Genomic DNA, 22,890 nt, shown 5'->3' with positions numbered 1-22,890 from the left:
TCGGAAAATTTCGAAATTGACTCATACCAACCTCAAATTTATTATGCAGTCTGACAACAAATAAAAGATATGCAGAAGGTGCATAACCATGAATCACGCTCGAGAAATCGCCGCTTTAAACAACAGCCTTTCTGATTTGAAAGGCGACATCAACGTTTCGTTCGAATTTTTCCCACCGAAAAACGAACAAATGGAAACCATGCTGTGGGATTCCATCCATCGCCTGCAAACCTTGCATCCGAAATTCGTTTCCGTAACCTACGGCGCAAACTCCGGCGAACGCGACCGCACACACAGTATCGTTAAACGCATCAAACAAGAAACCGGCCTTGACGCCGCCCCCCACCTGACCGGTATCGACGCCAGCCCTGACGAGTTGCGCCAAATCGCCAAAGATTATTGGGACAGCGGTATCCGCCGCATTGTCGCCCTGCGTGGCGACGAGCCGCCCGGCTATGAGAAAAAACCTTTCTATGCCGAAGATTTGGTCAAACTGTTGCGCTCCGTTGCCGACTTTGATATTTCCGTAGCGGCCTATCCAGAGGTGCACCCGGAAGCCAAATCCGCACAAGCCGACTTGATTAATCTGAAACGCAAAATCGATGCGGGTGCAAACAACGTTATTACCCAATTCTTCTTCGACGTGGAAAGCTATCTGCGCTTCCGCGACCGTTGCGTGATGATGGGCATTGACGTTGAAATTGTTCCCGGCATCCTGCCCGTAACCAATTTCAAACAATTGACCAAAATGGCTCAAGTGACCAACGTCAAAATCCCAAGCTGGCTGTCTAAAATGTACGAAGGTTTGGATGACGACCAAGGCACGCGCAACCTTGTTGCCGCCAGCATCGCCATCGACATGGTCAAAGTCCTCTCGCGCGAAGGTGTCAAAGACTTCCACTTCTACACCCTCAACCGCAGCGAACTGACTTACGCCATCTGCCATATTTTGGGCGTGCGTCCGCGTTAATAAAACAGACGGCCTCCCCATTCTGATTTACAATATCGAACATTCAGGCCATACCGGCCTGATTCAAAATTCCAACCAGGAGAGTTAACATGACAACATTGCATTTTTCAGGCTTCCCGCGCGTCGGTGCCTTCCGCGAATTGAAATTCGCACAAGAAAAATACTGGCGCAAAGAAATCAGCGAGCAAGAATTGCTGGCTGTTGCTAAAGACTTGCGCGAGAAAAACTGGAAACACCAAGCCGCTGCCAACGCTGATTACGTTGCCGTAGGCGATTTCACTTTCTACGACCACATCCTCGACCTGCAAGTTGCCACCGGTGCCATCCCTGCCCGCTTCGGCTTCGACAGCCAAAACCTGTCTTTGGAACAATTCTTCCAACTGGCCCGTGGTAATAAAGACCAATTCGCTATCGAAATGACCAAATGGTTCGACACCAACTACCACTACTTGGTGCCTGAATTCCACGCCGATACCGAATTCAAAGCCAACGCTAAACACTACGTTCAACAACTGCAAGAAGCCCAAGCTTTGGGCCTGAAATCCAAACCGACCATCGTCGGCCCATTGACTTTCCTGTGGGTAGGTAAAGAAAAAGGCGCTGTCGAATTCGACCGTCTGAGCCTGTTGCCTAAACTGTTGCCTGTTTACGTTGAAATCCTGAACGCTTTGGTTGAAGCCGGTGCCGAATGGATTCAAATCGACGAGCCTGCTTTGGCTGTCGACCTGCCAAAAGAATGGGTAGAAGCCTACAAAGACGTTTACGCCACTTTGAGCAAAGTAAACGCCAAAATCCTGTTGAGTACTTACTTCGGTTCTGTTGCCGAACACGCCGCGTTGTTGAAATCCCTGCCTGTTGACGGCCTGCACATCGACTTGGTACGCGCTCCTGAGCAACTGGACGCATTTGCCGACTACGACAAAGTTCTGTCTGCCGGCGTTATCGACGGCCGCAATATTTGGCGCGCCAACCTGAACAAAGTTTTGGAAACTGTCGAGCCTCTGCAAGCCAAACTGGGCGACCGTTTGTGGATTTCCAGCTCTTGCTCTCTGCTGCACACTCCATTTGACTTGTCAGTTGAAGAAAAACTGAAAGCCAACAAACCTGACCTGTACTCTTGGTTGGCATTCACCCTGCAAAAAACCCAAGAATTGCGCGTTCTGAAAGCCGCATTGAACGAAGGCCGTGATTCTGTTGCCGAAGAACTGGCCGCCAGCCAAGCTGCCGCCGACTCCCGTGCCAACAGCAGCGAAATCCACCGTGCAGACGTTGCCAAACGCCTGGCCGATTTGCCTGCCAACGCAGACCAACGCAAATCTCCATTTGCCGACCGTATCAAAGCGCAACAAGCATGGTTGAACCTGCCTCTGCTGCCGACGACCAATATCGGTTCTTTCCCACAAACTACCGAAATCCGCCAAGCACGCGCAGCCTTCAAAAAAGGCGAACTGTCTGCCGCCGATTACGAAGCCGCGATGAAAAAAGAAATCGCCTTGGTAGTTGAAGAGCAAGAAAAACTGGACTTGGACGTACTGGTACACGGCGAAGCCGAGCGTAACGACATGGTCGAATACTTCGGCGAATTGTTGAGCGGTTTTGCATTCACTCAATACGGCTGGGTACAAAGCTACGGCTCACGCTGCGTTAAACCACCTATCATCTTCGGTGACGTAAGCCGTCCTGAAGCCATGACCGTGGCTTGGTCTACTTACGCACAAAGCCTGACCAAACGCCCGATGAAAGGTATGTTGACCGGCCCTGTAACCATTCTGCAATGGTCTTTCGTCCGCAACGATATTCCTCGCTCTACCGTGTGCAAACAAATCGCACTGGCTCTGAACGACGAAGTATTGGATCTGGAAAAAGCCGGCATCAAAGTCATCCAAATTGACGAACCTGCCATCCGCGAAGGTCTGCCTTTGAAACGTGCCGATTGGGATGCTTACCTGAACTGGGCCGGCGAATCTTTCCGCTTGTCCTCTACCGGTTGCGAAGACAGCACTCAAATCCACACCCATATGTGCTACTCCGAGTTCAACGACATCCTGCCGGCCATCGCCGCTATGGATGCTGACGTGATCACCATCGAAACTTCACGTTCCGACATGGAACTCTTGACCGCGTTCGGCGAATTCAAATACCCGAACGACATCGGCCCGGGCGTTTACGACATCCACAGCCCACGTGTACCGACTGAAGCTGAAGTTGAGCACCTATTGCGCAAAGCCATCGAGGTTGTACCGGTTGAACGTCTGTGGGTGAACCCGGACTGTGGCCTGAAAACCCGTGGCTGGAAAGAAACTCTGGAACAACTCCAAGTGATGATGAACGTAACCCACAAACTGCGTGCCGAACTGGCTAAATAATGTGAGTTAGATGAAAAGGCCGTCTGAAAATTTTTAGACGGCCTTTTTTTATTTATCAATGTTTAAAACATAAAAATTACGGCTTCAACAACTTACAAAATCCCTGTCGTTGTATGATGTTCTTCCACTCCTGATGTATACACGTTCTGAGTATGGTGATACACAGTCTCTTTAGTCGTTTCAACAATATGGTTGGCTTCTGACAAAATATCGCTCAATGCCACTTTACTGCCGGTCGTATTCACTTTTTTCAGTGCCGCGCCGTTATGGCTATTGCCTTCAGAATACGTGTTGATGTCATTCTCAAAGCGCAGCCATGAATCATACAACTTGCCTTTAATGTCCGTCAGGATTTTGTTGTTGGCCACATTTAAAGATGCCTTACCCTTAGGGTTGGTACTGTGTACGTCTATCAAAGCATCATTCAAATCACCGCCAAGTTTCAATGTGTTATTGGTGATGTTGTACTCTTTGGCATTGCTCTTTAAATAAGCAAATTCGACGTAGCCGGCAGATTCTTCACGCACGGAAATTTTGTTGTTGTGAATCGTTACCGCACCATGCATAGCGACATTGCCATGGTGTTCTTCCACATAAACCGGTACTGCGCCTTTCATAATCTTGCCGATATCGGCATCATTGCCGCTGATGGTAATGGTACCGCTACCCATGCCGTTTTTAGATAAAACGCGGTCGTAGGTATCGTTGATGACGGCAATCAGATATTTAGTGGATTCGCCGCTGATCTTGTTGTTTGCCATATTGAGCGTGTAATCCATTTTGCTTTCATGGTTACGGAACTCAATCGCGTAGGTCTGAATATTATTTTGATAAACCGTCAGATTTTTAATGACATTATCGCTGATATCAAAATAGCCTTTGTCAGCTGAGTGCAAATCTCTGTATTGGGTATTGGTTTGCACCTGAATACCTGAATACATGTGGTAGTACTTGCCCAAGTCATCATCAACATTCAAACGGAAGCTCGGATCTTGAATAATGGTATTGCCGGTAATTTTGACTTTATCCATAGAAAACTGGCGGTTGTAGGCAACAATACCATACAGTCGGTCACCCGTTAACACATTGTTTTCAATGACAATGCCTGTACCATCATGCACATCCAAACCCTTGCGGTAGTTATGGTCGGTCGTGTTTTTACGGTATGTGATGCCGTAATTGTAGCTGCCGGCAGCCACGGCTATACCGTACCCTGTCCCGCCATCCGCTTCGTGGCCGTTCCAATCCAAACGGTTGCCCTCGCCGATAAAGTTTTGTTGGAAACCGATCAGCGCACCGGCAACGCGGTTGTGGTGCAGATACGAATCGACAATACGGTTGTTTTCACCCAAAGGCAGCGCTTCGTATGTTTCATTAATTTCGCCGCTTTGCACGCGTTCTTTAAAGGTCAGCTTATGGCCTTTTTCCGTTTCCAAAGAAGCGGTCGAGGTAAACATCACACCAGCACGATTGGCACCGGAAACCTCAACTTTGCTGATTAAAGTATTGTCCGCATCGTTGACCAAAATGCCGTTTACCTTGCCAAAATAGCTTAAGCCTTTGCGGTAAAAATCAGGGTTGGTATATTGAACCGACAAATCGGCAATGGTTTTATTGTTTTGCCCATCGATCAAGATACCGGCAAATTCGCGGATATCGTCATGGTTGGTGTCCGGATTGAATTCGCCTGTTTGTGCTTTATCAAACGTTACTTTGGTTTTGCCCATGCCAGAACCAAACAAGCCGCGCGCGCCGGAGACGGTTTTATCCATCACAATCTGATTGGAAATATAGTAAGTACCATCCAAGAAGACCATGGCTTTTTCTTTGTGCGCCGCCTCTAAAGCCGCTTTAAATGCCTGAAGGCTGTCTTTTTTACCCTGCGCATCGGCACCAAAATCATTCACACGAACGTAATTACCATACTCTTTAGATTCATACACGCGGTATTTTCCGGATAGTCCTGCCCTGCCTTCGGTATGGTCGTCAATTTTGTTTGCTTTGCCTGAACTGAGGTGGCCGTCGTGGCTATTGATTGCTTTTTTACCGGAAGAAACGCCCGCTATTTTGTCATGGCCGTCTGAATCCTTCAGATTCTTTTTATGGACAATCTCAACGGTTTCTTTTTCTTCGGCAACTCTGTCTTCCGCCTCTTTTTCTTTGCGTGCGGCTTCGAGTTTGGCTTTACGCTCTGCAACCGCTTTTTCGACTGCCGCTTTATGCGCTTCTTTTGCGCGCTCGACAGCCTTTGCTTTGGCCGCGGCAGCCTCGGCTATTTTTTTTGCTTTGGCTTCTTCGTAAACTTTTTGCCTTTCAGCCAGGACTTTTTCCATCGATTGATTAACCGGTTCTTTTGAAACAACGTGTTTGCTCGCCACTTTAGGCGCAATGGTATGTTTACTGGAAACGCTGCTTACAGAAGCAACGCTGGCCCGTGCAACATGCATTTTTGTCACAAGGCCGTCTGAAGATGATGAAGAACTGTCGAATCTTGCTGCCTCCGCCACATGCACTACTTCTCTCGTTACCGTATTTTTACCGCTTAATTGCTTAAGCTCAGGAGAAACCGACGGCATATCCCCCCAATTGTGGGTGTGTATCCATTCTTTTAGAGGAGAAGATGATTTGGAATTTGCTTCAGGTGTGGATGAGCCGTGACGAATGTGGGTACGGCCAAGAGGAGCAAGTTTATGTGACATAATCAGCGTATTTCCTTGTATCGAATATCGCCTTTCCTACCGCACAAGCGTGCGACAAAAAAGCCGATTGATTAAAGAGGTAAGACGGATTCTGTCGTAACAACAATTGCCTGTATAAAGGCCAAACTGAAGTTGGCCGCTTTAAGAAACTCGGCAGCGTTTCCCCTTCTGCCGGTTTTCTGATTGGAAACGGCCATGGTGTCAGACAGAACCCTTGGATGACTTTATATAGGCAATCTGTCCGCGTACCATGTGTCCGGTTATTTTTGACGGAAATGTATCAGAGTCCCTTTTTAATTGATTAGTTCATCCAAAGTTAAGTTATTTTTGATTTTTATAGCAAAATAAAAATGGTTTTATCTTGCATCGTTTTCCTTTTTGGCTTGACAGAGTGAATCCCGCGAAACCAAAAAGGAGGGAAATTCTAACACGATATGTTTTTAGCATTCCCTATTTAACTAAATTTACAAAATATACAGAATAAATATCTATAACTGTTTTTAACTTCTTCTAAAAATCAATAAAATTCGATATTTCCAATGTGTATTTTTACAACATGACTGTGCATTATATACCGATTATCTAAAAATACTACCGTTTGTTTAAAAAATTTAGCATTTTATTATCGATTTCCCCATCAAAAAACCAATAAAAAAAGGCCGTCTGAAAAAATATTTCAGACGGCCTTTTATATTCACTGCGTTCTACTTAACAAACTTCGACCAACCAGCCGTGTTTGTCTTCTGTCAAACCGTATTGAATGTCCGTAATTGCCTTACGGATTGCATAACCGCGCTCTTGGCTCTTCACTTCGATTTCTTTGCCGTCAATCACGAAAGAAGTTACCGGAGAAATAACCGCAGCCGTACCGGTCAGAATCGCTTCCGCACCATTCTCAATCGCAGTTTTCAGCTCATCGACAGTAAAGTTGCGCTCGGTAACGGTGTAGCCCAAATCTTTAGCAACAGTCAGTACGGAATCGCGGGTAACGCCGTGCAAGAATTCGTCGGTCAACGGTTTGGTAATGATTTCATCGCCGTTAATCAGGATAAAGTTAGACGCGCCGGTTTCCTGAACGTCGCCATTCGGGCAGAACAATACTTGGTTTGCACCGTGCTCTGCTTTGGCTTTCAATACCCAAGGCATGGCGGAAGCGTAGTTGCCGCCGCATTTCACGCGGCCCATGTGCGGGGCGCAACGGATGTGTTCGGTTTCCACCAAGATTTTAACGGGCGAACCGGCTTTGAAATAGTCGCCGACAGGAGAAGCCAAAATGTACAGCAAGGCTGTTTCGGAAGGAGAACCGGCTTTACCGATCACAGGGTCGGTACCGATCAAAGTCGGACGCAGGTACAAAGCGGCAGGTGCGTCAGGGATTTCCTCGGCGGAGCGTTTGACCAATTCGATCAAAGCATTCAAATAAGCTTCCGTTTCAGGACGCGGCAGGTGCAGAATATCTGCGCTTTGCTGCATACGCGCGATGTTGGCGGTCGGGCGGAACATCACGATTTTGCCGTTTGCCTGACGAAATGCCTTCAAACCTTCAAAACATTCGCTGCCGTAATGCAGCGCATGTGCGCCGGGGGCAAGTGTCAGGTCTTTGGAAGATTGCCATTCTACCGGTTGCCATTTACCTTCACGATAAGCGATAACGGGCATTTCAGCGTGGAAAACGCTGCCGAATACGGCTGGGACTGGTCTGCTCATGATGATTGCCTTTCTTATTCTGATTTGTAAGATAATAACTAAAGACTGAACAATACGCCTTTCAATATGGGTTTGACAAGTACCCGTCAGCATTAAAGATACCCTTCCCATGCCGTCTGAAACATGCCGTCCTATCCGAAATCCGGCAAATCGTTTAAACTGATACCATTTTTCAGACGGCCTGCCCCAACCGCGGCCCACCCGGAGCAACCCATGAAACTCATCTATACCATCATCAAAATCCTGATTCTTCTTGTTTTCCTCCTGCTGGCCATCACCAATACCCACACCGTATCCTTCTTCTACCTGCCCGGCCAAAACGTCAATCTGCCGCTGATTGTCGTGCTTTTCGGCGCCTTTATTATCGGCATCGTGTTCGGTATGTTTGCCCTCTTCGGCCGTCTGCTGACCCTGCGCAGCGAAAACAACCGCCTGCGTGCCGAAGTGAAAAAATACGCCCACCTTTCCGAAAAAGACCTGACCCCAGTCAAAACCGAAACACCGGCAACGGCTTCCGAAACCGCTCCCAAAGCGTAACGCCACCAATCAATAAAGGAATACCATGGACAACGAATTGTGGGTCATCTTACTGCCCATCGTCCTCCTCCCCGTTTTCTTCGCCATGGGCTGGTTTGCCGCACGCGTCGATATGAAGACCGTCCTAAAACAGGCCAAAAGCATACCGGCCGGCTTTTACAAAAGCCTTGACGCCCTCGTTGACCGCAACAGCGGCCGCGCCGCGCGCGAATTGGCGGAAGTCATCGACCAACAGCCGCAGTCATACGATTTGAACCTGACTTTAGGCAAGCTCTACCGCCAACGCGGCGAAAACGACAAAGCCATCAATATGCACCGCGCCCTGCTCGATTCGCCCGACACCATCAACGAAAAACGCGCGCGCGTGCTTTTTGAATTGGCGCAAAACTACCAAAGCGCAGGCTTGGTGGACCGTGCCGAACAAATCTTCCTCGGTTTGCAGGAAGGCGACATGGCACGCGAAGCCCGCCAACACCTTTTGAGTATTTACCAACAAGACCGCGACTGGGAAAAAGCCATCGAAATGGCGCAACTCTTGAGCCATGACGAACAGACCTACCAGTTTGAAATCGCCCAGTTCTATTGCGAAATCGCCCAAGCCGCGCTGTTTAAATCCAACTTCGACGCCGCCCGCTACAACATCGGCAAAGCGCTCGAAGCCAACAAAAAATGTACGCGCGCCAACATCATTCTCGGCGACATCGAATACCGTCAGGGCAACTTTCCTGCCGCCGTGGAAGCGTATTCCGCCATCGAGCAGCAAAACCACGCCTATTTGAGCATGGTCGGCGAGAAACTCTATGAAGCCTATGCCGCGCAAGGCAAACAGGAAGAAGGCCTCAACCGCCTCATCGGCTATATGCAAACCTTTCCCGATCTTGACCTGATCAACGTCATCTACGAGAAAGCCCTGCTGCTCAAAGGCGAAACTGAAGCGGCGCAAATCGCTGTCGAACTCGTCCGCCAAAAACCCGACCTCAACGGCGTGTACCGCCTGCTTGGTTTGAAACTCAGCAGTATGAATCCGGAGTGGAAAGCCGATACCGATATGATTCGTTCCATTATCGGCCGCCAGCTGCAAAAAAGCGTCATGTACCGCTGCCGCAACTGCCACTTCAAATCCCAAGTCTTCTTCTGGCACTGCCCAGCCTGCAATAAATGGCAAACCTTTACGCCGAATAAAATCGAGATTTGATAAAGCGTTAAGCATTAAAAAAGGCCGTCTGAAATCTTTTCAGACGGCCTTTTTATTACAAAATATCAAAGCGGTTCAAAACATGGCTTCACACACCGGCAATATTTGCTCAACAACGCTGCTCTGCCCATGCCAACGCCGCTACAACCTGAGCCTCAATATCGGCATTAAACTCGCCGGCACGGTATGCATCACGCAATTCCGTGCGACGGGTTTCATTTGCCGCAATTTGGTTCAACACTACTTGCGGAAACTCGCTAAACACAGGCCCTGCCTCTTCATGTCCGATTAAAAACAGCGCAGGGATTTTTTGGTTGGTGCGGACGATTTCCTGTTGGCGCGGATTATCGAAACGGCTGCTGTCGTCAAAATCACTGCGGGCAATATAGTTGACGCGGATATTGGGGTTCAACTCCGCCATTTTTTGAATAAACGGCACAAACACGCGGCAATCGGGACAATATGGCGCAGCGGCAAGCAGCCAGTTTTGCGGACGTCTGATCTTTTTGACCGCCGCTGCCGTTTGCGCCGACAGCTCGGTCGCCTGATAGAGCTGCTGCTGTTTCAATTTGTCTTCTTCGGTATCAAAATCCAAATATTCTTCATAAGTAGCCATGCTTTACTCCTGTTCTGTTGCATTGTTTTTCCCTGCCGCGCTGTTCAAAAGCGGAACAAGCAGATTGACGACAAGGTTTTCAAATAGCGGCTCATCAAGAGGCGATTCATCCGAATGGCCAAACACCAGCTTCACTTCAGTATATTCTTTCTGCCCTTTGCTCATTTTATTGCCGTTAAAAACATCATGGGCTTTCCTCAAGGCAGCATCCCAATCCTCTTTCTTGTTGTACTCCTCCACAGCGGCAAGGCTGGTTTTGGCAAAAAACGGCAAGGGGGTATTTTGTCCGATCCGGAAATATACCAACCATTCTTTCAAAAGTGCCCTCGCCGCCTCTTGCCCGATGGCGGCATAGGTTTCGGTCTGCCCCAGGCTGACAATATGGGTTTGTCGGTTGGCAACGGATTGAGGGGCGACAGCACAAAAAATCAAATGCTCCAATAAACGGGCAATGCGGTTGGGCGCATTGTCTTTTTGTTTTTGGAACACAATGCGTCCGCATTCGTAAAGATTGCCGATGGTGCCTTGTAAAACCAAGTCGTCAAAGTGTAATTCATAAGGTTCAGACGGCCTTTTGTCACTGCGTATCAACTCGGCATCTACGTTTTTCGCAGATATCTGATACTGCTTCTGCCACAAGCCGCCTAATTCGCCTACCGGCATCAGGCTTTCTGCATTCAGCCGAATGGCCGTATCTTCAAAATCTTCCCCTTTGCGCCGCGCATCCAAATAGGCATCGGCAATCCGGCCTTCATGTTGCGGCTCAAACGGTTCGGCAGATTCCCATGCGCCGTCCAAATACGGCTGATCCCAGCTTAAATTTCTCTTAAGCCAAACTTTGACAGGGTTGCGCCAAAAACTGATAAGCTCGCCCTGCTGAATGGTTTTGCCCGGCTCTTCCTGACTTAAAGCCTCAAGGAAAAACGGCTGCGCTTCTACTGGCGGTTGGTTCAGCGCATCGGCGTAATCTTGGCGCGTACTGAAGAAGCCGTCTGAAAGCGCGTCCTTTTGGAAATAACGGCGTGAAAACGCCTGCAAAGGATGATGTTTCACCCATTTCTCCGCCAACTCGCGCCCGCTTCTCCCCGTCATGGCGGCAATAGTATCCAGCAGCTCGCTGATTAACGAAGACGGTGCAAACTCGGCATCATTGCGTATATCGCGGCCGATATAAGACAAATACAGCATTTCGCGCGCGCTGATTAAGGCTTCGAGGAAGAGATAACGGTCGTCGTCGCGGCGGGCGCGGTCGCCTTTTTTCGGATGTTTGGCAATCAGGTCGAACACCGCCGCTTTGGTATTGCGCGGAAAATCGCCGTCATTCAAACCCAGCAGGCAAACCATTTTAAACGGCAGGCTGCGCATCGGCACCATACTGCAAAAAGTAATGCCGCCGCTCAAAAATCCGGCTTGGCTTTCGCTGTCCAAAAAGCGGCGGATATGGCGGATAACGGTTTTACACGGCAACAATCCGTCAAATTCGGCTAACTGCGCCTCTTCCTGCCATTTCGCCAAAGACTGCTCAAACTGCTGCTTGGCGTATTGGTCGTCCGTATCCGGAGCAAACAGTTTCTCCAGCAAATCGCGGCAACGCTGCACCCAGCCTTCCACATCGGCAGGCTCTTGCCATTGCGCCGCCATATAGGCCAAAGTACGGATAAATTCGGCAAAACCGCTGAACACATCCAACTGGTTGACGTTGCTATGCCACGCGCTCACGCCCTGCCACATGCCGTGGCCGCCTTCGGGCAGCATCCAGCCCAAGGCCAAACGCTCTACCGCCTGCTGCCAAGTAAAGAGGTTGTCTTTACCCTCGCGCATGGTTTGGTCCAAACCCCAATGCACATTCAATCCGGCAACAGCCTCATGCAGCAGCGGCACATCTTCCTCGCTCAACCCGAAGCGTTGCAACACCAACCGACTTTCCAGCAAAGGTAAAACCTTGTCCACTTCAAACCGGCTTTCCAGCAAATCCAAAGTTTGCGCCAAAGCATACAGCAAGGGTTGGCGGCGGCTGAGTTTTACATCCGAAATCGAATACGGCAAAGCCTGGCTGCCGGCCTGCTCCTGTCCAAAAACAGCTTCGATAAACGGGCTGTAGGGCTCGATGTTCGGCGTCAAAACGGCAATATCGTGCGGCTGCCAGTCGGGATTATTTTGCAACACCAGCGACAGCTCTTCTTTCAAAATCTGCAGTTCGCGCAAAGGACTGTGGGCCGCGACGATTTTGACCGAGCCATCGTTCAACAGCTTGTCCGGCTCGACACACACCGGATTGCCATCCGCATCGTGGACTTGAACCCAAGCCTGCTGCGCGCCTGCCTCGCTTTCTTCCTGTTGGTATAAGCGTTCAGACGGCATGATTAAATTTTGGATATCGTTTTGCAGGCAATGCAACAAGGTATCGTCTTTTCCCTCTTCATAAACCTGAATATCCTGCTCAGTTTCCACTTCCGACAGAAAATCAAAGAAATCGCGTCCCTGCTTGCCCAAAGAAGCCAACAGCGGATGCCCTGCCTGCGACAAATCCGCCTCATCGCCCCTTTTCAAAATTTGTGCCTCGTCGATGACCTCGCCCCAATATTGGCTGCTCGGGTTGAGCGCAAACACAAACACATCGCAATGCTTGGAAATTTGGTGCAGCAGTTGCAGATACATCGGCGCCATTGTCGAAATGCCGAATACAAACAACCTTTGCGGCAAGACCGATTTATCCAACTGCGCCAACAGCTTTTCCCACAAGGCCACGCGGTGCGGCGCCGATTGGCTGCCATCGTCCAAATAACGCCACAGCCGCGCCTGCCAATCCTCATCATCGCCCAAACCCAGCAGCTTCCCAGCCTGCCACGCATCAATCCAATCCGGCCGGTACACCAAATATTGGTCGAAAATATCCGCCATTTGTCCGGCAAGCTGATAATCCGCCGATGCCGAGCTTTTTAAATAACTTTCCAGCTTCAAGCGCACGTTTTCGTATTCCGGGGCCGTCTGAAACGCTTCGCTGCGGAACAAATCCAGCAAACGCCAACGCATGACTTCAGGCGAAAACGGGCTGAGCGGCGGCACATCGGGAACCAATTTACGCATCAGCTGCCACGCCAAACCGGCCGGCAGGCTGAACTTCAAATTCGCCGCCACGCCGAGTTTGCGCGCAAAAAACACATTCAGATACCGCCGCATCCCCTGGCTCTGCACCACCACTTCTTCCTGCGCCAATACCGCATCCAAAGGCAAGGCCTGATGAATATGCGCGCACATTTCGGCAAGCGCTTCCAAACGGTCGGACTGATAAAGATAAAACATAGCAGACAATCTAAAAAACAATTGCCCACATTATAATGCCATTAGGACAAATGCTTCAGCAGAAGCAGCAAACAAAAACACGGGCCGTCTGAAACACATCGCTTCAGACGGCCTAAAACAAATCCATCGGCGGCCAATTATTAATTATTTATCGACCCCCTGTACAAACCGGCTTCTCCTATCCTATAATTCCCCACATTCGGAATGTAGCGCAGCCCGGTAGCGCACTTCGTTCGGGACGAAGGGGTCGGAGGTTCGAATCCTCTCATTCCGACCAAACACAAAACCTGCTTGAATCCAAGCAGGTTTTTTACATTCGGCAAGCCTATACTTCCGGCGGCGGGAAAGGCGCGCCTTCGGGATGTTTGTAGCGGTTGTACATAAACAAATATTGTTCCGGAAAACGGCGTATCCAATATTCGGTATTTTCATTGATCACGCGCGCATCGTTCTCCTTATCGCCGTTCAACTCGCCGCGCAATGGCTCGATGTGCAAGACAAAGCCTTTCCCGTCGGGCAGACGCTCGCCGCAGAAAAACAAAGCCTTCACGCCTTTGACTTGCGCCAGCTTGCCCGCCAACGTCATGGTGTAGGCAGGTTTGCCGAAAAAGCCCACCCACACGCCGTCGCCGCCTTCTTCCGGAGACGGCACATGGTCCGGCAACACAATGGTCGCCTCACCGCCGCGCAGGGCCTTGATGATTTGTTTGACGCCCTGAATGCTGGTCGGTGCAGTCTTGCCCTTACCGCGCACGCGTCCTGCTTGCATTACCGCATCAAAAGCCTTGATTTTAGGCGGTTTGTACATCGCCGTCAGCGGAAACGGCAGCTGCTGGCTGATGTAGCGGCCGGCCAAATCATAGCTGCCGATGTGCGGCGTGATAAACAGTAAACCTTCGCCCGCGATCAAGGCCGTCTGAACATGTTCCCAACCGTTGACGCTGACAAACAGGTTTTCAATTTCTTCAGGCCGTCTGAAAAACGCCACCGGCAATTCCAAGCCGCCTTTTGCCGTTTCACGGAAAACTTTTTTCACTGCCTCGTCCGTCGGGTTCAATCCGGCAAGTTTCATGTTTTCGAAAACACGCCGGCGATCTTTCGACAGCACGCGGAAACCCAAACTACCCAGCAGGTTGCCTAATTTGTGCAACCAAGCCAAAGGCAGCGCGGCCAAAAATTTAAAAACAAAGGTAACAAGCGTTTGCATAAGGTTTTACCAAAATGAAGTGGACAGATTGTAAACGAAACAGGCCGTCTGAACAAAACAGACTTCGGGCAAATATATTGCGGCACACCTGCTTTTCTGCTACTATCCGCCCTGCATTAAGAGTTGGGAATTCCATGCCAACCTGCTTTTCAAACGGAAAGGTAAGGTGGACGGTTGAAAAACCGATGTGGCTCGCCAGAGCAATCCAAACCCGCTTAATGCGGGAATTTTTTTGCCTGTAAGAAACACGCAACAGGATTCCGAAACAGCAGGCAAGTGCGAATGTTTCTCACTTGTATAGAGAAAAAGCGGAGTTTTTGTTATGATTTCCGCTGTCCGAAATAAAAGGCCGTCTGAAAACACAGCAGCCTGTTTTTAATGAAAGAATAGCAATGAGCGAATATCTGTTTACTTCCGAATCGGTATCCGAAGGCCATCCGGATAAAGTTGCCGACCAAGTATCCGATGCGATTTTGGATGCCATCTTGGCGCAAGATCCCAAAGCGCGTGTTGCCGCGGAAACCCTGGTCAACACAGGCTTGTGCGTATTGGCAGGCGAAATCACTACCACCGCCCAAGTGGACTACATCAAAGTCGCACGCGAAACCATCAAACGCATCGGCTACAACTCCTCCGAGCTGGGCTTTGATGCCAACGGCTGCGCAGTCGGCGTGTACTACGACCAACAATCCCCCGACATCGCCCAAGGCGTGAACGAAGGCGAAGGCATCGACTTGAATCAAGGCGCAGGCGACCAAGGTTTGATGTTCGGCTATGCCTGCGACGAAACCCCGACCCTGATGCCGTTTGCCATCTATTACAGCCACCGCCTGATGCAACGCCAAAGCGAATTGCGCAAAGACGGCCGCCTGCCGTGGCTGCGCCCTGATGCCAAAGCGCAACTGACCGTGGTTTACGACAGCGAAACCGGCAAAGTAAAACGCATCGACACCGTCGTCCTGTCCACCCAGCACGACCCTGAAATCAGCCATGAAGAACTGAGCAAAGCCGTGATCGAACACATCATCAAACCGGTTCTGCCGTCTGAAATGCTGACCGACGAAACCAAATACCTGATCAACCCGACCGGCCGCTTCGTCATCGGCGGCCCGCAAGGCGACTGCGGTTTGACCGGCCGTAAAATCATCGTCGATACCTACGGCGGCGCAGCTCCGCACGGCGGCGGCGCATTCTCCGGCAAAGACCCGTCCAAAGTGGACCGTTCTGCCGCCTACGCCTGCCGCTATGTTGCGAAAAACATCGTAGCCGCCGGTTTGGCAACCCAATGCCAAATCCAAGTTTCCTACGCCATCGGCGTTGCCGAACCGACTTCGATTTCCATCGATACTTTTGGCACCGGCAAAATCAGCGAAGAAAAACTGATTGCCTTGGTTCGCGAACATTTCGACCTACGCCCCAAAGGCATCGTCCAAATGCTCGACCTCTTGCGCCCGATTTACAGCAAATCTGCTGCCTACGGCCACTTCGGCCGCGAAGAGCCTGAGTTTACTTGGGAGCGTACCGACAAAGCAGCCGCATTGAAAGCAGCCGCAGGCGTATAAAAAAGCATAGAGGTCGTCTGAAAGGGCATTTCAGACGGCCTTTTTTTACATCTCAATATTCAAAACCTTTTTACGAACGACACATCGTATTTTCACAAAACAGCGTAACAAATTTTGGATTGATATGCCGCCTTTGTGAATCTACATAAATAAATTTGAAAGAAGGCATCATGAAAAAATGGCTGCTGGCTGTTTTACCTGCCACCGCACTGGCTGCTCCGCCTCAAGGCTTTTATCAAAATTACCAAGACTGGGACATCGCTTGCGACAATACCGGTACCTGCCGTCTTGCCGGATATCAGGCGGATGAAACAGAAACGCCGGTTTCCATCCTGTTTACCCGAAAAGCGGGGGCGAATGCCGCCGTTGCCGGCGAAGTTTCCCTGCTGCCGTTTAACGACGATGATAGGCAACTCGCCCGTGTGGCGGCCCGCAACGAATTGGTATTGAACGGTAAATCACTGGGCAAATTGGCGTTGAATAAAAAAGGCCAAGGCAAATTGAGCAGCGCGCAAACCAACGCCTTGCTCGAAGCATTGAAAAAAAAAAGCCAAATCAGCATCCGCTCTGGAAAATATGAATGGCATTTGTCCGACAAAGGCGCGGCGGCGGCAATGTTGAAAGCGGACGAATTCCAAGGCCGTCTGAACACACCTTCCGCGCTGATACGCAAAGGCAACAGTAGTCAGGCAGTCCTCAATCCGCAACCCAAACCCGTTATCCGTGCCGTTGCCGTACCGAAAAATGCAGGCGATACGCTGAAGCAAAACACGCCGCGCCACAATGCCGTCATGAAACTGCTGCGAGACAGCAACCGCGTTTCTGAAAACGACGATAATTACTGCCCGGCCCTGCATGATAAAGAGCACATGGATTGGAACCGCAGCCTAAATATTTATCCGCTCAACAAACAACAAGTTTTAGTGGAGGCTGTCTGTATCGGCGGAGCCTATCAAACCAGCGGCTACTATGTCATTGCCGACAAAAAATTAACCAAAATCGAACAAGTGCTGCCACCAATGACATACGGCGGACACGGCGGATTCGATGAGAAAACAGCCACCCTCAGCGGCAGCTTCAAAGGCCGAGGGATCGGCGACTGCTGGTCGGGCAATGCCGCGGTATGGGACGGTAAAACGTTTGTCCGCAGTGAGGAACACACCACCGGTTCATGCAAAGGCTTCACGGGCGGCGCATGGCTGATGCCTGTTTTTGAAGCCCGTGTTGAGCGTTAAAAGACACGGAATATTTACGATAGGAAGCAAAGGCCGTCTCAAAATTCCCGTTTTCAGACGGCCTTTTTCCTTATACAATAGCCACTTGAATTTCTATATACATTCTGAATAAAGGATACGGATTATGTTCGGCAAACAACTTTTTGAAGAAGTCAGCTCCAAAATCAGCGAAACCATCGCCAACAGCCCTGCCAAAGACATGGAAAAAAACGTTAAAGCCATGCTCGGCAGCGCGTTCAACCGCATGGATTTGGTAACCCGAGAAGAATTCGACATCCAACAACAGGTTTTGATTAAAACCCGTACCAAGCTGGCCGAATTGGAAGCCCGTTTGGCCAAACTCGAAGCCGCCCAAGAGCCTGAAGAAGCCGCTTTGAAAGCGGCCGAAGAAGCTGCCGAAGAAGCGGTTGCCGAAATCGTACAACAAACCGAAGCCGCCGAATAAGGCCGTCTGAAACATGTCGCTTGCTTTGGTTTACAGCCGCGCCTTAAGCGGTATGAACGCGCCGTTGGTCGAAGTGGAAGCCCACCTTGCCAACGGCTTGCCACATTTCAATATCGTCGGTTTGCCCGATACTGAAGTCAAAGAAAGCCGCGACCGCGTGCGTGCCGCCATCATCCAAAGCGGCTTCGACTTCCCCGCCAAGAAAATTACCGTCAACCTCGCACCGGCCGACCTCCCCAAAGAATCCGGCCGTTTCGATTTACCGATTGCCTTGGGCATTCTTGCCGCATCGGGACAAATTAATCCTGAAAAGCTCGCGCAATATGAGTTTGCCGGAGAATTGGCGCTGTCCGGGCTGCTGCGTCCCGTACGCGGCGCGCTGGCCATGGCATGGCAGGGCATGCAGGCGGGACGTTCTTTCGTCTTGCCGCAGGAAAATGCTGAGCAGGCTGCCGTCATGCGTGGCATTGCGGTTTATGGCGCACGTTCTTTGGGCGAAGTGGCCGCCCATTTAAACGACATCGAACCGTTGACACAAACCGAATGCAAACTGCCACAAAGGCTGTCTGAACAAAGTAAAATACCCGACTTAGCTGATGTCAAAGGCCAACATACCGCCCGCCTCGCCTTGGAAATCGCCGCGGCAGGCGGACACAGCCTGCTGATGATGGGCCCTCCAGGTACAGGCAAATCCATGCTTTCGCAACGCTTGCCAAGTATCCTTCCGCCTTTGACCGAAGACGAATTGGTCGAAGTCTGGGCATTGCGTTCGCTCCTGCCCAACCATCAACAGCAACTCGACAGCAACCGTCCTTTCCGCAGTCCCCACCACAGCGCCAGCTCGGCCGCCATGGTCGGCGGCGGTTCCGACCCGCGTCCGGGTGAAATTTCATTGGCGCATCACGGTGTGTTGTTTTTAGACGAATTGCCCGAGTTTGACCGTAAAGTATTGGAAGTATTGCGCGAACCTTTGGAAAACGGCGAAATCCATATTTCCCGCGCTGCACGCCAAGCCGTTTATCCGGCCAAGTTCCAGCTCGTCGCCGCTATGAACCCCTGCCCTTGCGGCTATCTCGGTCATCCGTCCAAACCTTGCCGCTGCACGCCTGAAAGCATCGCCCGTTACCGCAGCAAAATTTCAGGGCCATTACTCGACCGCATTGATTTAACCATCGAAGTACCCAGCCTTTCCGCCGCCGAGCTGATGCAACAAGAAGTCGGCGAATCCAGTGCCGCCGTATTAAAACGCGTTACCGCCGCGCGCAAAATCCAATACGGCCGACAAGGCAAAGTTAATGCCGAATTGAGTGTCAGCGAGCTCGATGGCAAAGCCCGTATCCAAAAAGAAGCGCAAGAAGCCTTGGGAACCATGCTCGAAAAACTGTCCCTTTCCGCTCGAAGCTTCCACCGCATCATGCGCGTCGCCCGTACGCTGGCCGATTTGGCAGGAGACGAAGAAGTCAGTAAAACCCATGTGATGAAAGCCATCGGCTTCCGTCGCGCCCTCTAACTTTTCAGACGGCCTGAATCTTTATATTTAAGTAAAACTAGAGTAAACAAAGCATCAGGATTTTGCCGTCCATAACGGTTATTGATAAAATATCGAATTCAAACTCAGACAGTCTCCCTTCAGGCCGTCTGAACCCATTATTACAAGGTAAGTCATGAAAAAATCTACACAATATGGCAAAGGCTTGGCCGGTTTCTTTTTCGGCCTGATACTGGCAACAGGTATTATTGCCGGTATTTTGTTCTTCTTGAACCAAGGCAACCAAAACGTTTTCAAAGAGCTGACTCAGCCTAAACAAAGCGAAGAACCTGAAATCCTGAAGCCTCAAGACAAAGCAGAGAAACGCCCTGCTACCGACAATTCGTCCAGCCAAGCAGATGAAGAAAAAGCCAAAGCTGAAAAAGAAGCGGCTGAAAAAGAAGCTGAAGAGAAAGCGGCACAAGCAGAAAAAGAGGCTCAGGAAAAAGCCGATCGCGAGGCCAAAGAAAAAGCGGATAAAGCCGAAGCAGAAAAAGTCGAACGCGAAGCTAAAGAAAAAGCTGAAAAAGCCGCTGCCGATAAAGCCGAACGCGAAGCCAAAGAAAGAGCAGACAAAACTGCCGCCGACAAAGCCGAACGTGAAGCCAAAGAAAAAGCCGCAAAAGCGGAAGCAGAAAAAGAAGCCGCTAAGAAAAAACTGGCCGAGAAAAAAGCCGAATTAGAAAAAAAACGCGCAGAAAAAGCCAAAGCTGAAAAAGAAGCTGCTGATAAAACTGCAAAAGACAAAAAAGCGGCCGACCAACTGACCGACAAACAAAAAGAGCGTGCCGAGCGCAAATTGGCTGAGAAAAAAGCAGCCGAAGCCAAAAAACAAAACAAGCCGACACCTGAGCAAATCCTCAACAGCGGCAGCATCGAAAAAGCACGTAAAGCAGCAAATGCCTCTGCAACAAAAGAAAGCAGCAACGCTGCAAGTAAACAGTCTGCAGAAAAAGCTGAAGCAGCTGCCAACAGCGGTAAAAAAGCCTTCCTGCAACTTGGTTCATATGCAGACCGCTCCAGCGCAGACTCACAACGTGCAAAACTGGCTATTTTAGGTGTTTCTTCCAAAGTGGTTGAATCGCAAAACGGCGACAAAACCATTTATCGAGTTCAAAGTAACACCATGCCGCAGGAAGCCGCTGTGAAACTGCAAAAAAACCTGCAAGGCCATAATATCAACAGCTTGATTCGTTCTACCAAATAATGGAATCACTGATGAAGCAGCGTATGAAACAAACTATTGCCGCACTCAGCCTGAGCCTGCTCAGTCTAAGTGCGCAGGCTGCTACCGAAGGCGTGGACTATACCGTTCTTAATCGCCCTATCCCGCAGCAGCAAGCCGGAAAAATTGAAGTGCTAGAATTTTTCGGCTACTTCTGTGTCCATTGTTACCATCTCGATCCGGTTTTGTTGCAACACAGCAAAACCTTCGCCAAAGATGTTTCCTTACGGACAGAGCACGTCGTTTGGATGCCTGAAATGTTGGGTTTGGCCAAGGTAACCGCTGCCGTCAATCTTTCAGGTTTAAAATATCAGGCCAATCCAGTTATCTTCAAAGCTGTTTACGAACAGAAGATTAACTTGGCTGATGCAAATGTATTCCGCACATGGGTCGGTAAACAGACAAGTTTTGACAGTAAAAAACTGCTTCAAGCCTACAACAACCCTGCTGCCGCATCGGCTGCTGCAAAAATGCAGCAATTGACGGAAACTTATCGAATTGAAAACACACCAACTATCATTGTCGGTGGTAAATACAAAGTCAATTTCAACGGTAGCGACTGGAAAGCCGGTATGAAAACCATAGACGAGCTCATCATTAAAGTCCGCCGCGAACAATCCTCAAAACCACTTTAACTATTCAATAAAAGAAAGACGGCCTCAAGGCCGTCTGAAAACTTATGGACATTCTGATTTTATTTAAAGCACTTATTCTCGGTATCATCGAAGGTTTAACCGAGTTCCTCCCCATTTCAAGTACCGGTCACTTGATTGTATTCGGCGACTTAATGAATTTCCGAAGTAACGGAAAAGTATTCGAAATCGCCATCCAGCTCGGAGCCGTATTAGCCGTTGTATTCGAATATCGCCAACGATTTACCCATATCATAAAAGGACTAGGCAAAGAGCGAACAGCCAATCGCTTTGTGCTGAATTTATTTATCGCGTTCATCCCCGCTGCGATTGTTGGCCTCTTATTCAGTAAACAAATTAAATTGCATCTTTTCAACCCGATTACCGTTGCTACCATGCTGGTATTGGGCGGCTTCTTCATTTTATGGGTTGAAAAACGCCAAACAACAGCCAAACCTAAAGTCAACCATGTCGATGATATGCGCCCAATTGACGCATTTGTTGTAGGATGCGCCCAAATTTGTGCCCTTATCCCTGGGACATCACGTTCAGGCAGTACCATCATGGGCGGTATGCTGTGGGGACTGGAACGTAAAACGGCTACCGAATTTTCATTCTTCCTTGCCGTACCAATGATGATTGCAGCTACAGGTTACGACATCTTAAAAAACTACAAACTCTTTACCTTGCAAGATGTCGGACAAATTGCCATCGGTTTTATCGCAGCATTTATCGCCGGTTTATTAGCAGTAAAAGCTTTGCTGAAATTTGTTTCCAGTAAAAACTATGTTCCCTTTGCCTACTACCGCATCGTATTCGGTGGTCTGATTCTACTTACTTGGATGCTAGGCTTAGTCAGCTGGAGCGAATAACCCCTCTCCCAGGACGTGCCCGCGCACGTCCTTTTTCTTCTCCTTTATCCATTCCACCCTATTGTCACCCCATAAAAGGCTTACACTCCGCATCATTACCCCTAAATATCTCCTCGCCGTCCGCACAACTACCCTTCCCCTTCATCTTCCCGCACACCACCGCCGTCAACGACTCGTTCAAGCGCAGCACCCTCGGCTCCGCCTCCCTATCCAGCGCCACTGCCTTCAAGGTAAACTTACCCTCCAGGATACCCCTAGCCTGGCCGCTCATCCTGATACAGAAACCGCCCGCCTCCTTCACCGGCAATTCCGGCCACTTCGTCGACGTCAGCTTAAAGCTGCCCTTTTTCGCATAGAACTGCTCCATAAAGCGCGCATTTTCCAGCAGCGCGGCATGCGCCGCACGCAGGTTGGCCGAGCGGACCGATTCCCGATAGGCCGTAAAGGCCACCGCCGCCAAGATCGAAACCAGCAACATCACCACCAACAGCTGTACCAAAGAATACCCCCTCTGCACAGTTGTCCCATTCCGTTTTCCGTCAAATGCCTTTAAATACATATCCTTATTCCCTTTATCTTTTATATCCCTATCCAATAGGCGTCCTATCCGTTTATCCCTTCACCCGACAGAAGTTCCCACTGGTCCAAGCTTCTATTCCCCCCGCCCCAAACAAAGCCGCCCCGGGGCCCAACCGGCAAACGGTTCGGCCGCAGGGCGGCATATAGGCAGAATCCGGCTTATTTTTTCACGGCAGGCTGCGCAGCCTTAGGCGCGGCAGAAGAAACCGTCG

The 22,890-nt window shown here is 49.9% G+C and carries 17 protein-coding genes, 1 tRNA gene and 1 riboswitch; of the genes, 12 read left to right on the top strand and 6 right to left on the bottom strand.

The genetic code is table 11. The features are described 5' to 3' along the window. Window positions 1–88 precede the first annotated feature (88 nt). Both metF and metE read left to right on the top strand, forming a co-directional pair. Window positions 89–970 (top strand): methylenetetrahydrofolate reductase, encoded by an 882-nt coding sequence (metF, locus tag ACTHUG_RS07810; protein WP_003745556.1) that lies wholly within the window; start codon window positions 89–91, stop codon window positions 968–970. An 89-nt stretch (window positions 971–1,059) separates the two neighbouring features. Further along, window positions 1,060–3,336, top strand: coding sequence for a 5-methyltetrahydropteroyltriglutamate--homocysteine S-methyltransferase (metE, locus tag ACTHUG_RS07805; protein WP_440385550.1), 2,277 nt, complete (start codon window positions 1,060–1,062; stop codon window positions 3,334–3,336). A 92-nt stretch (window positions 3,337–3,428) separates the two neighbouring features. Here metE and ACTHUG_RS07800 read toward each other — a convergent pair whose 3' ends face one another. Both ACTHUG_RS07800 and ilvE read right to left on the bottom strand, forming a co-directional pair. Beyond that, window positions 3,429–5,669, bottom strand: a complete 2,241-nt coding sequence (locus ACTHUG_RS07800) for a right-handed parallel beta-helix repeat-containing protein (RefSeq protein ID WP_440385847.1) — start codon at window positions 5,667–5,669, stop codon at window positions 3,429–3,431. A 1,074-nt stretch (window positions 5,670–6,743) separates the two neighbouring features. Further along, entirely contained in the window at window positions 6,744–7,742 is a 999-nt protein-coding gene (gene ilvE / locus ACTHUG_RS07795) for a branched-chain-amino-acid transaminase (protein WP_036493516.1), read from the bottom strand. A gap of 213 nt (window positions 7,743–7,955) precedes the next feature. On the opposite strand from ilvE, the gene ACTHUG_RS07790 reads away from it, so the two are divergent. Together ACTHUG_RS07790 and lapB are read left to right on the top strand one after the other, a co-directional pair. Continuing rightward, entirely contained in the window at window positions 7,956–8,279 is a 324-nt protein-coding gene (locus ACTHUG_RS07790; protein ID WP_036490154.1) for a LapA family protein, read from the top strand. A 25-nt stretch (window positions 8,280–8,304) separates the two neighbouring features. Then, a complete protein-coding gene (lapB, locus tag ACTHUG_RS07785; RefSeq protein ID WP_440385549.1) occupies window positions 8,305–9,474 on the top strand; it encodes a lipopolysaccharide assembly protein LapB in 1,170 nt (389 codons plus the stop codon). A gap of 109 nt (window positions 9,475–9,583) precedes the next feature. On the opposite strand, the gene ACTHUG_RS07780 is transcribed toward lapB, so the two are convergent. Further along, a complete protein-coding gene (locus ACTHUG_RS07780) occupies window positions 9,584–10,090 on the bottom strand; it encodes a thioredoxin family protein (protein ID WP_440385548.1) in 507 nt (168 codons plus the stop codon). 3 nt (window positions 10,091–10,093) lie between these two features. Next, window positions 10,094–13,393, bottom strand: a complete 3,300-nt coding sequence (gene recC / locus ACTHUG_RS07775) for an exodeoxyribonuclease V subunit gamma (protein ID WP_440385547.1) — start codon at window positions 13,391–13,393, stop codon at window positions 10,094–10,096. Between the two features lie 200 nt (window positions 13,394–13,593). Between recC and ACTHUG_RS07770 the strand changes: the two genes are divergently transcribed. Beyond that, window positions 13,594–13,670 (top strand) — tRNA-Pro (locus ACTHUG_RS07770). Between the two features lie 48 nt (window positions 13,671–13,718). Here the strand turns inward: ACTHUG_RS07770 and ACTHUG_RS07765 are convergent. Beyond that, window positions 13,719–14,600 carry a lysophospholipid acyltransferase family protein gene (locus ACTHUG_RS07765; RefSeq protein WP_440385546.1) on the bottom strand — a complete coding sequence of 294 codons (882 nt, stop codon included), beginning with the start codon at window positions 14,598–14,600 and terminating at the stop codon, window positions 13,719–13,721. Window positions 14,601–14,708: 108 nt separating this feature from the next. Then, window positions 14,709–14,819: riboswitch (SAM-I-IV-variant riboswitch) on the top strand. 173 nt (window positions 14,820–14,992) lie between these two features. Here ACTHUG_RS07765 and metK point away from each other — a divergent pair. The 7 genes from metK (at window position 14,993) to ACTHUG_RS07730 (ending at window position 22,099) form a co-directional block, all read left to right on the top strand. After that, complete coding sequence (gene metK / locus ACTHUG_RS07760; protein WP_440385545.1) at window positions 14,993–16,162, top strand: methionine adenosyltransferase; 1,170 nt, start codon at window positions 14,993–14,995, stop codon at window positions 16,160–16,162. Window positions 16,163–16,332: 170 nt separating this feature from the next. Continuing rightward, window positions 16,333–17,397, top strand: a complete 1,065-nt coding sequence (locus tag ACTHUG_RS07755; RefSeq protein WP_440385544.1) for a DUF1176 domain-containing protein — start codon at window positions 16,333–16,335, stop codon at window positions 17,395–17,397. A 124-nt stretch (window positions 17,398–17,521) separates the two neighbouring features. Further along, a complete protein-coding gene (locus ACTHUG_RS07750; protein ID WP_049349661.1) occupies window positions 17,522–17,842 on the top strand; it encodes an accessory factor UbiK family protein in 321 nt (106 codons plus the stop codon). Window positions 17,843–17,855: 13 nt separating this feature from the next. Further along, window positions 17,856–19,352 (top strand): YifB family Mg chelatase-like AAA ATPase, encoded by a 1,497-nt coding sequence (locus ACTHUG_RS07745; protein ID WP_440385543.1) that lies wholly within the window; start codon window positions 17,856–17,858, stop codon window positions 19,350–19,352. A 154-nt stretch (window positions 19,353–19,506) separates the two neighbouring features. After that, window positions 19,507–20,577 (top strand): SPOR domain-containing protein, encoded by a 1,071-nt coding sequence (locus tag ACTHUG_RS07740; protein ID WP_440385542.1) that lies wholly within the window; start codon window positions 19,507–19,509, stop codon window positions 20,575–20,577. 11 nt (window positions 20,578–20,588) lie between these two features. Further along, window positions 20,589–21,230, top strand: coding sequence for a thiol:disulfide interchange protein DsbA/DsbL (locus tag ACTHUG_RS07735; protein WP_440385541.1), 642 nt, complete (start codon window positions 20,589–20,591; stop codon window positions 21,228–21,230). 44 nt (window positions 21,231–21,274) lie between these two features. Further along, on the top strand, window positions 21,275–22,099 hold the full coding sequence (locus ACTHUG_RS07730; protein WP_070838655.1) for an undecaprenyl-diphosphate phosphatase: 825 nt from the start codon (window positions 21,275–21,277) through the stop codon (window positions 22,097–22,099). Window positions 22,100–22,163: 64 nt separating this feature from the next. On the opposite strand, the gene ACTHUG_RS07725 is transcribed toward ACTHUG_RS07730, so the two are convergent. Continuing rightward, complete coding sequence (locus ACTHUG_RS07725) at window positions 22,164–22,658, bottom strand: type IV pilin protein (RefSeq protein ID WP_440385540.1); 495 nt, start codon at window positions 22,656–22,658, stop codon at window positions 22,164–22,166. Between the last annotated feature and the right edge of the window lie 232 nt (window positions 22,659–22,890).

It is taken from the genome of Neisseria sp. P0022.S009 (assembly GCF_051956675.1).
In the GTDB taxonomy this organism is placed as follows: Bacteria; Pseudomonadota; Gammaproteobacteria; order Burkholderiales; family Neisseriaceae; genus Neisseria.
The sequence above is the reverse complement of the archived record's forward strand: the minus strand, read 5'-3'. Positions and strand labels throughout refer to the sequence as shown.

Coding starts and splice junctions, on each gene's coding strand:
- ACTHUG_RS07765 (WP_440385546.1), bottom strand. CDS start 14,600: ATGCAAACGCTTGTTACCTTTGTTTTTAAATTTTTGGCCGCGCTGCCT.
- ACTHUG_RS07740 (WP_440385542.1), top strand. CDS start 19,507: ATGAAAAAATCTACACAATATGGCAAAGGCTTGGCCGGTTTCTTTTTC.
- ACTHUG_RS07755 (WP_440385544.1), top strand. CDS start 16,333: ATGAAAAAATGGCTGCTGGCTGTTTTACCTGCCACCGCACTGGCTGCT.
- lapB (WP_440385549.1), top strand. CDS start 8,305: ATGGACAACGAATTGTGGGTCATCTTACTGCCCATCGTCCTCCTCCCC.
- recC (WP_440385547.1), bottom strand. CDS start 13,393: ATGTTTTATCTTTATCAGTCCGACCGTTTGGAAGCGCTTGCCGAAATG.
- ACTHUG_RS07750 (WP_049349661.1), top strand. CDS start 17,522: ATGTTCGGCAAACAACTTTTTGAAGAAGTCAGCTCCAAAATCAGCGAA.
- ACTHUG_RS07735 (WP_440385541.1), top strand. CDS start 20,589: ATGAAGCAGCGTATGAAACAAACTATTGCCGCACTCAGCCTGAGCCTG.
- metF (WP_003745556.1), top strand. CDS start 89: ATGAATCACGCTCGAGAAATCGCCGCTTTAAACAACAGCCTTTCTGAT.
- ACTHUG_RS07745 (WP_440385543.1), top strand. CDS start 17,856: ATGTCGCTTGCTTTGGTTTACAGCCGCGCCTTAAGCGGTATGAACGCG.
- ACTHUG_RS07730 (WP_070838655.1), top strand. CDS start 21,275: ATGGACATTCTGATTTTATTTAAAGCACTTATTCTCGGTATCATCGAA.
- metK (WP_440385545.1), top strand. CDS start 14,993: ATGAGCGAATATCTGTTTACTTCCGAATCGGTATCCGAAGGCCATCCG.
- ilvE (WP_036493516.1), bottom strand. CDS start 7,742: ATGAGCAGACCAGTCCCAGCCGTATTCGGCAGCGTTTTCCACGCTGAA.
- ACTHUG_RS07800 (WP_440385847.1), bottom strand. CDS start 5,669: ATGGAAAAAGTCCTGGCTGAAAGGCAAAAAGTTTACGAAGAAGCCAAA.
- ACTHUG_RS07790 (WP_036490154.1), top strand. CDS start 7,956: ATGAAACTCATCTATACCATCATCAAAATCCTGATTCTTCTTGTTTTC.
- metE (WP_440385550.1), top strand. CDS start 1,060: ATGACAACATTGCATTTTTCAGGCTTCCCGCGCGTCGGTGCCTTCCGC.
- ACTHUG_RS07780 (WP_440385548.1), bottom strand. CDS start 10,090: ATGGCTACTTATGAAGAATATTTGGATTTTGATACCGAAGAAGACAAA.
- ACTHUG_RS07725 (WP_440385540.1), bottom strand. CDS start 22,658: ATGTATTTAAAGGCATTTGACGGAAAACGGAATGGGACAACTGTGCAG.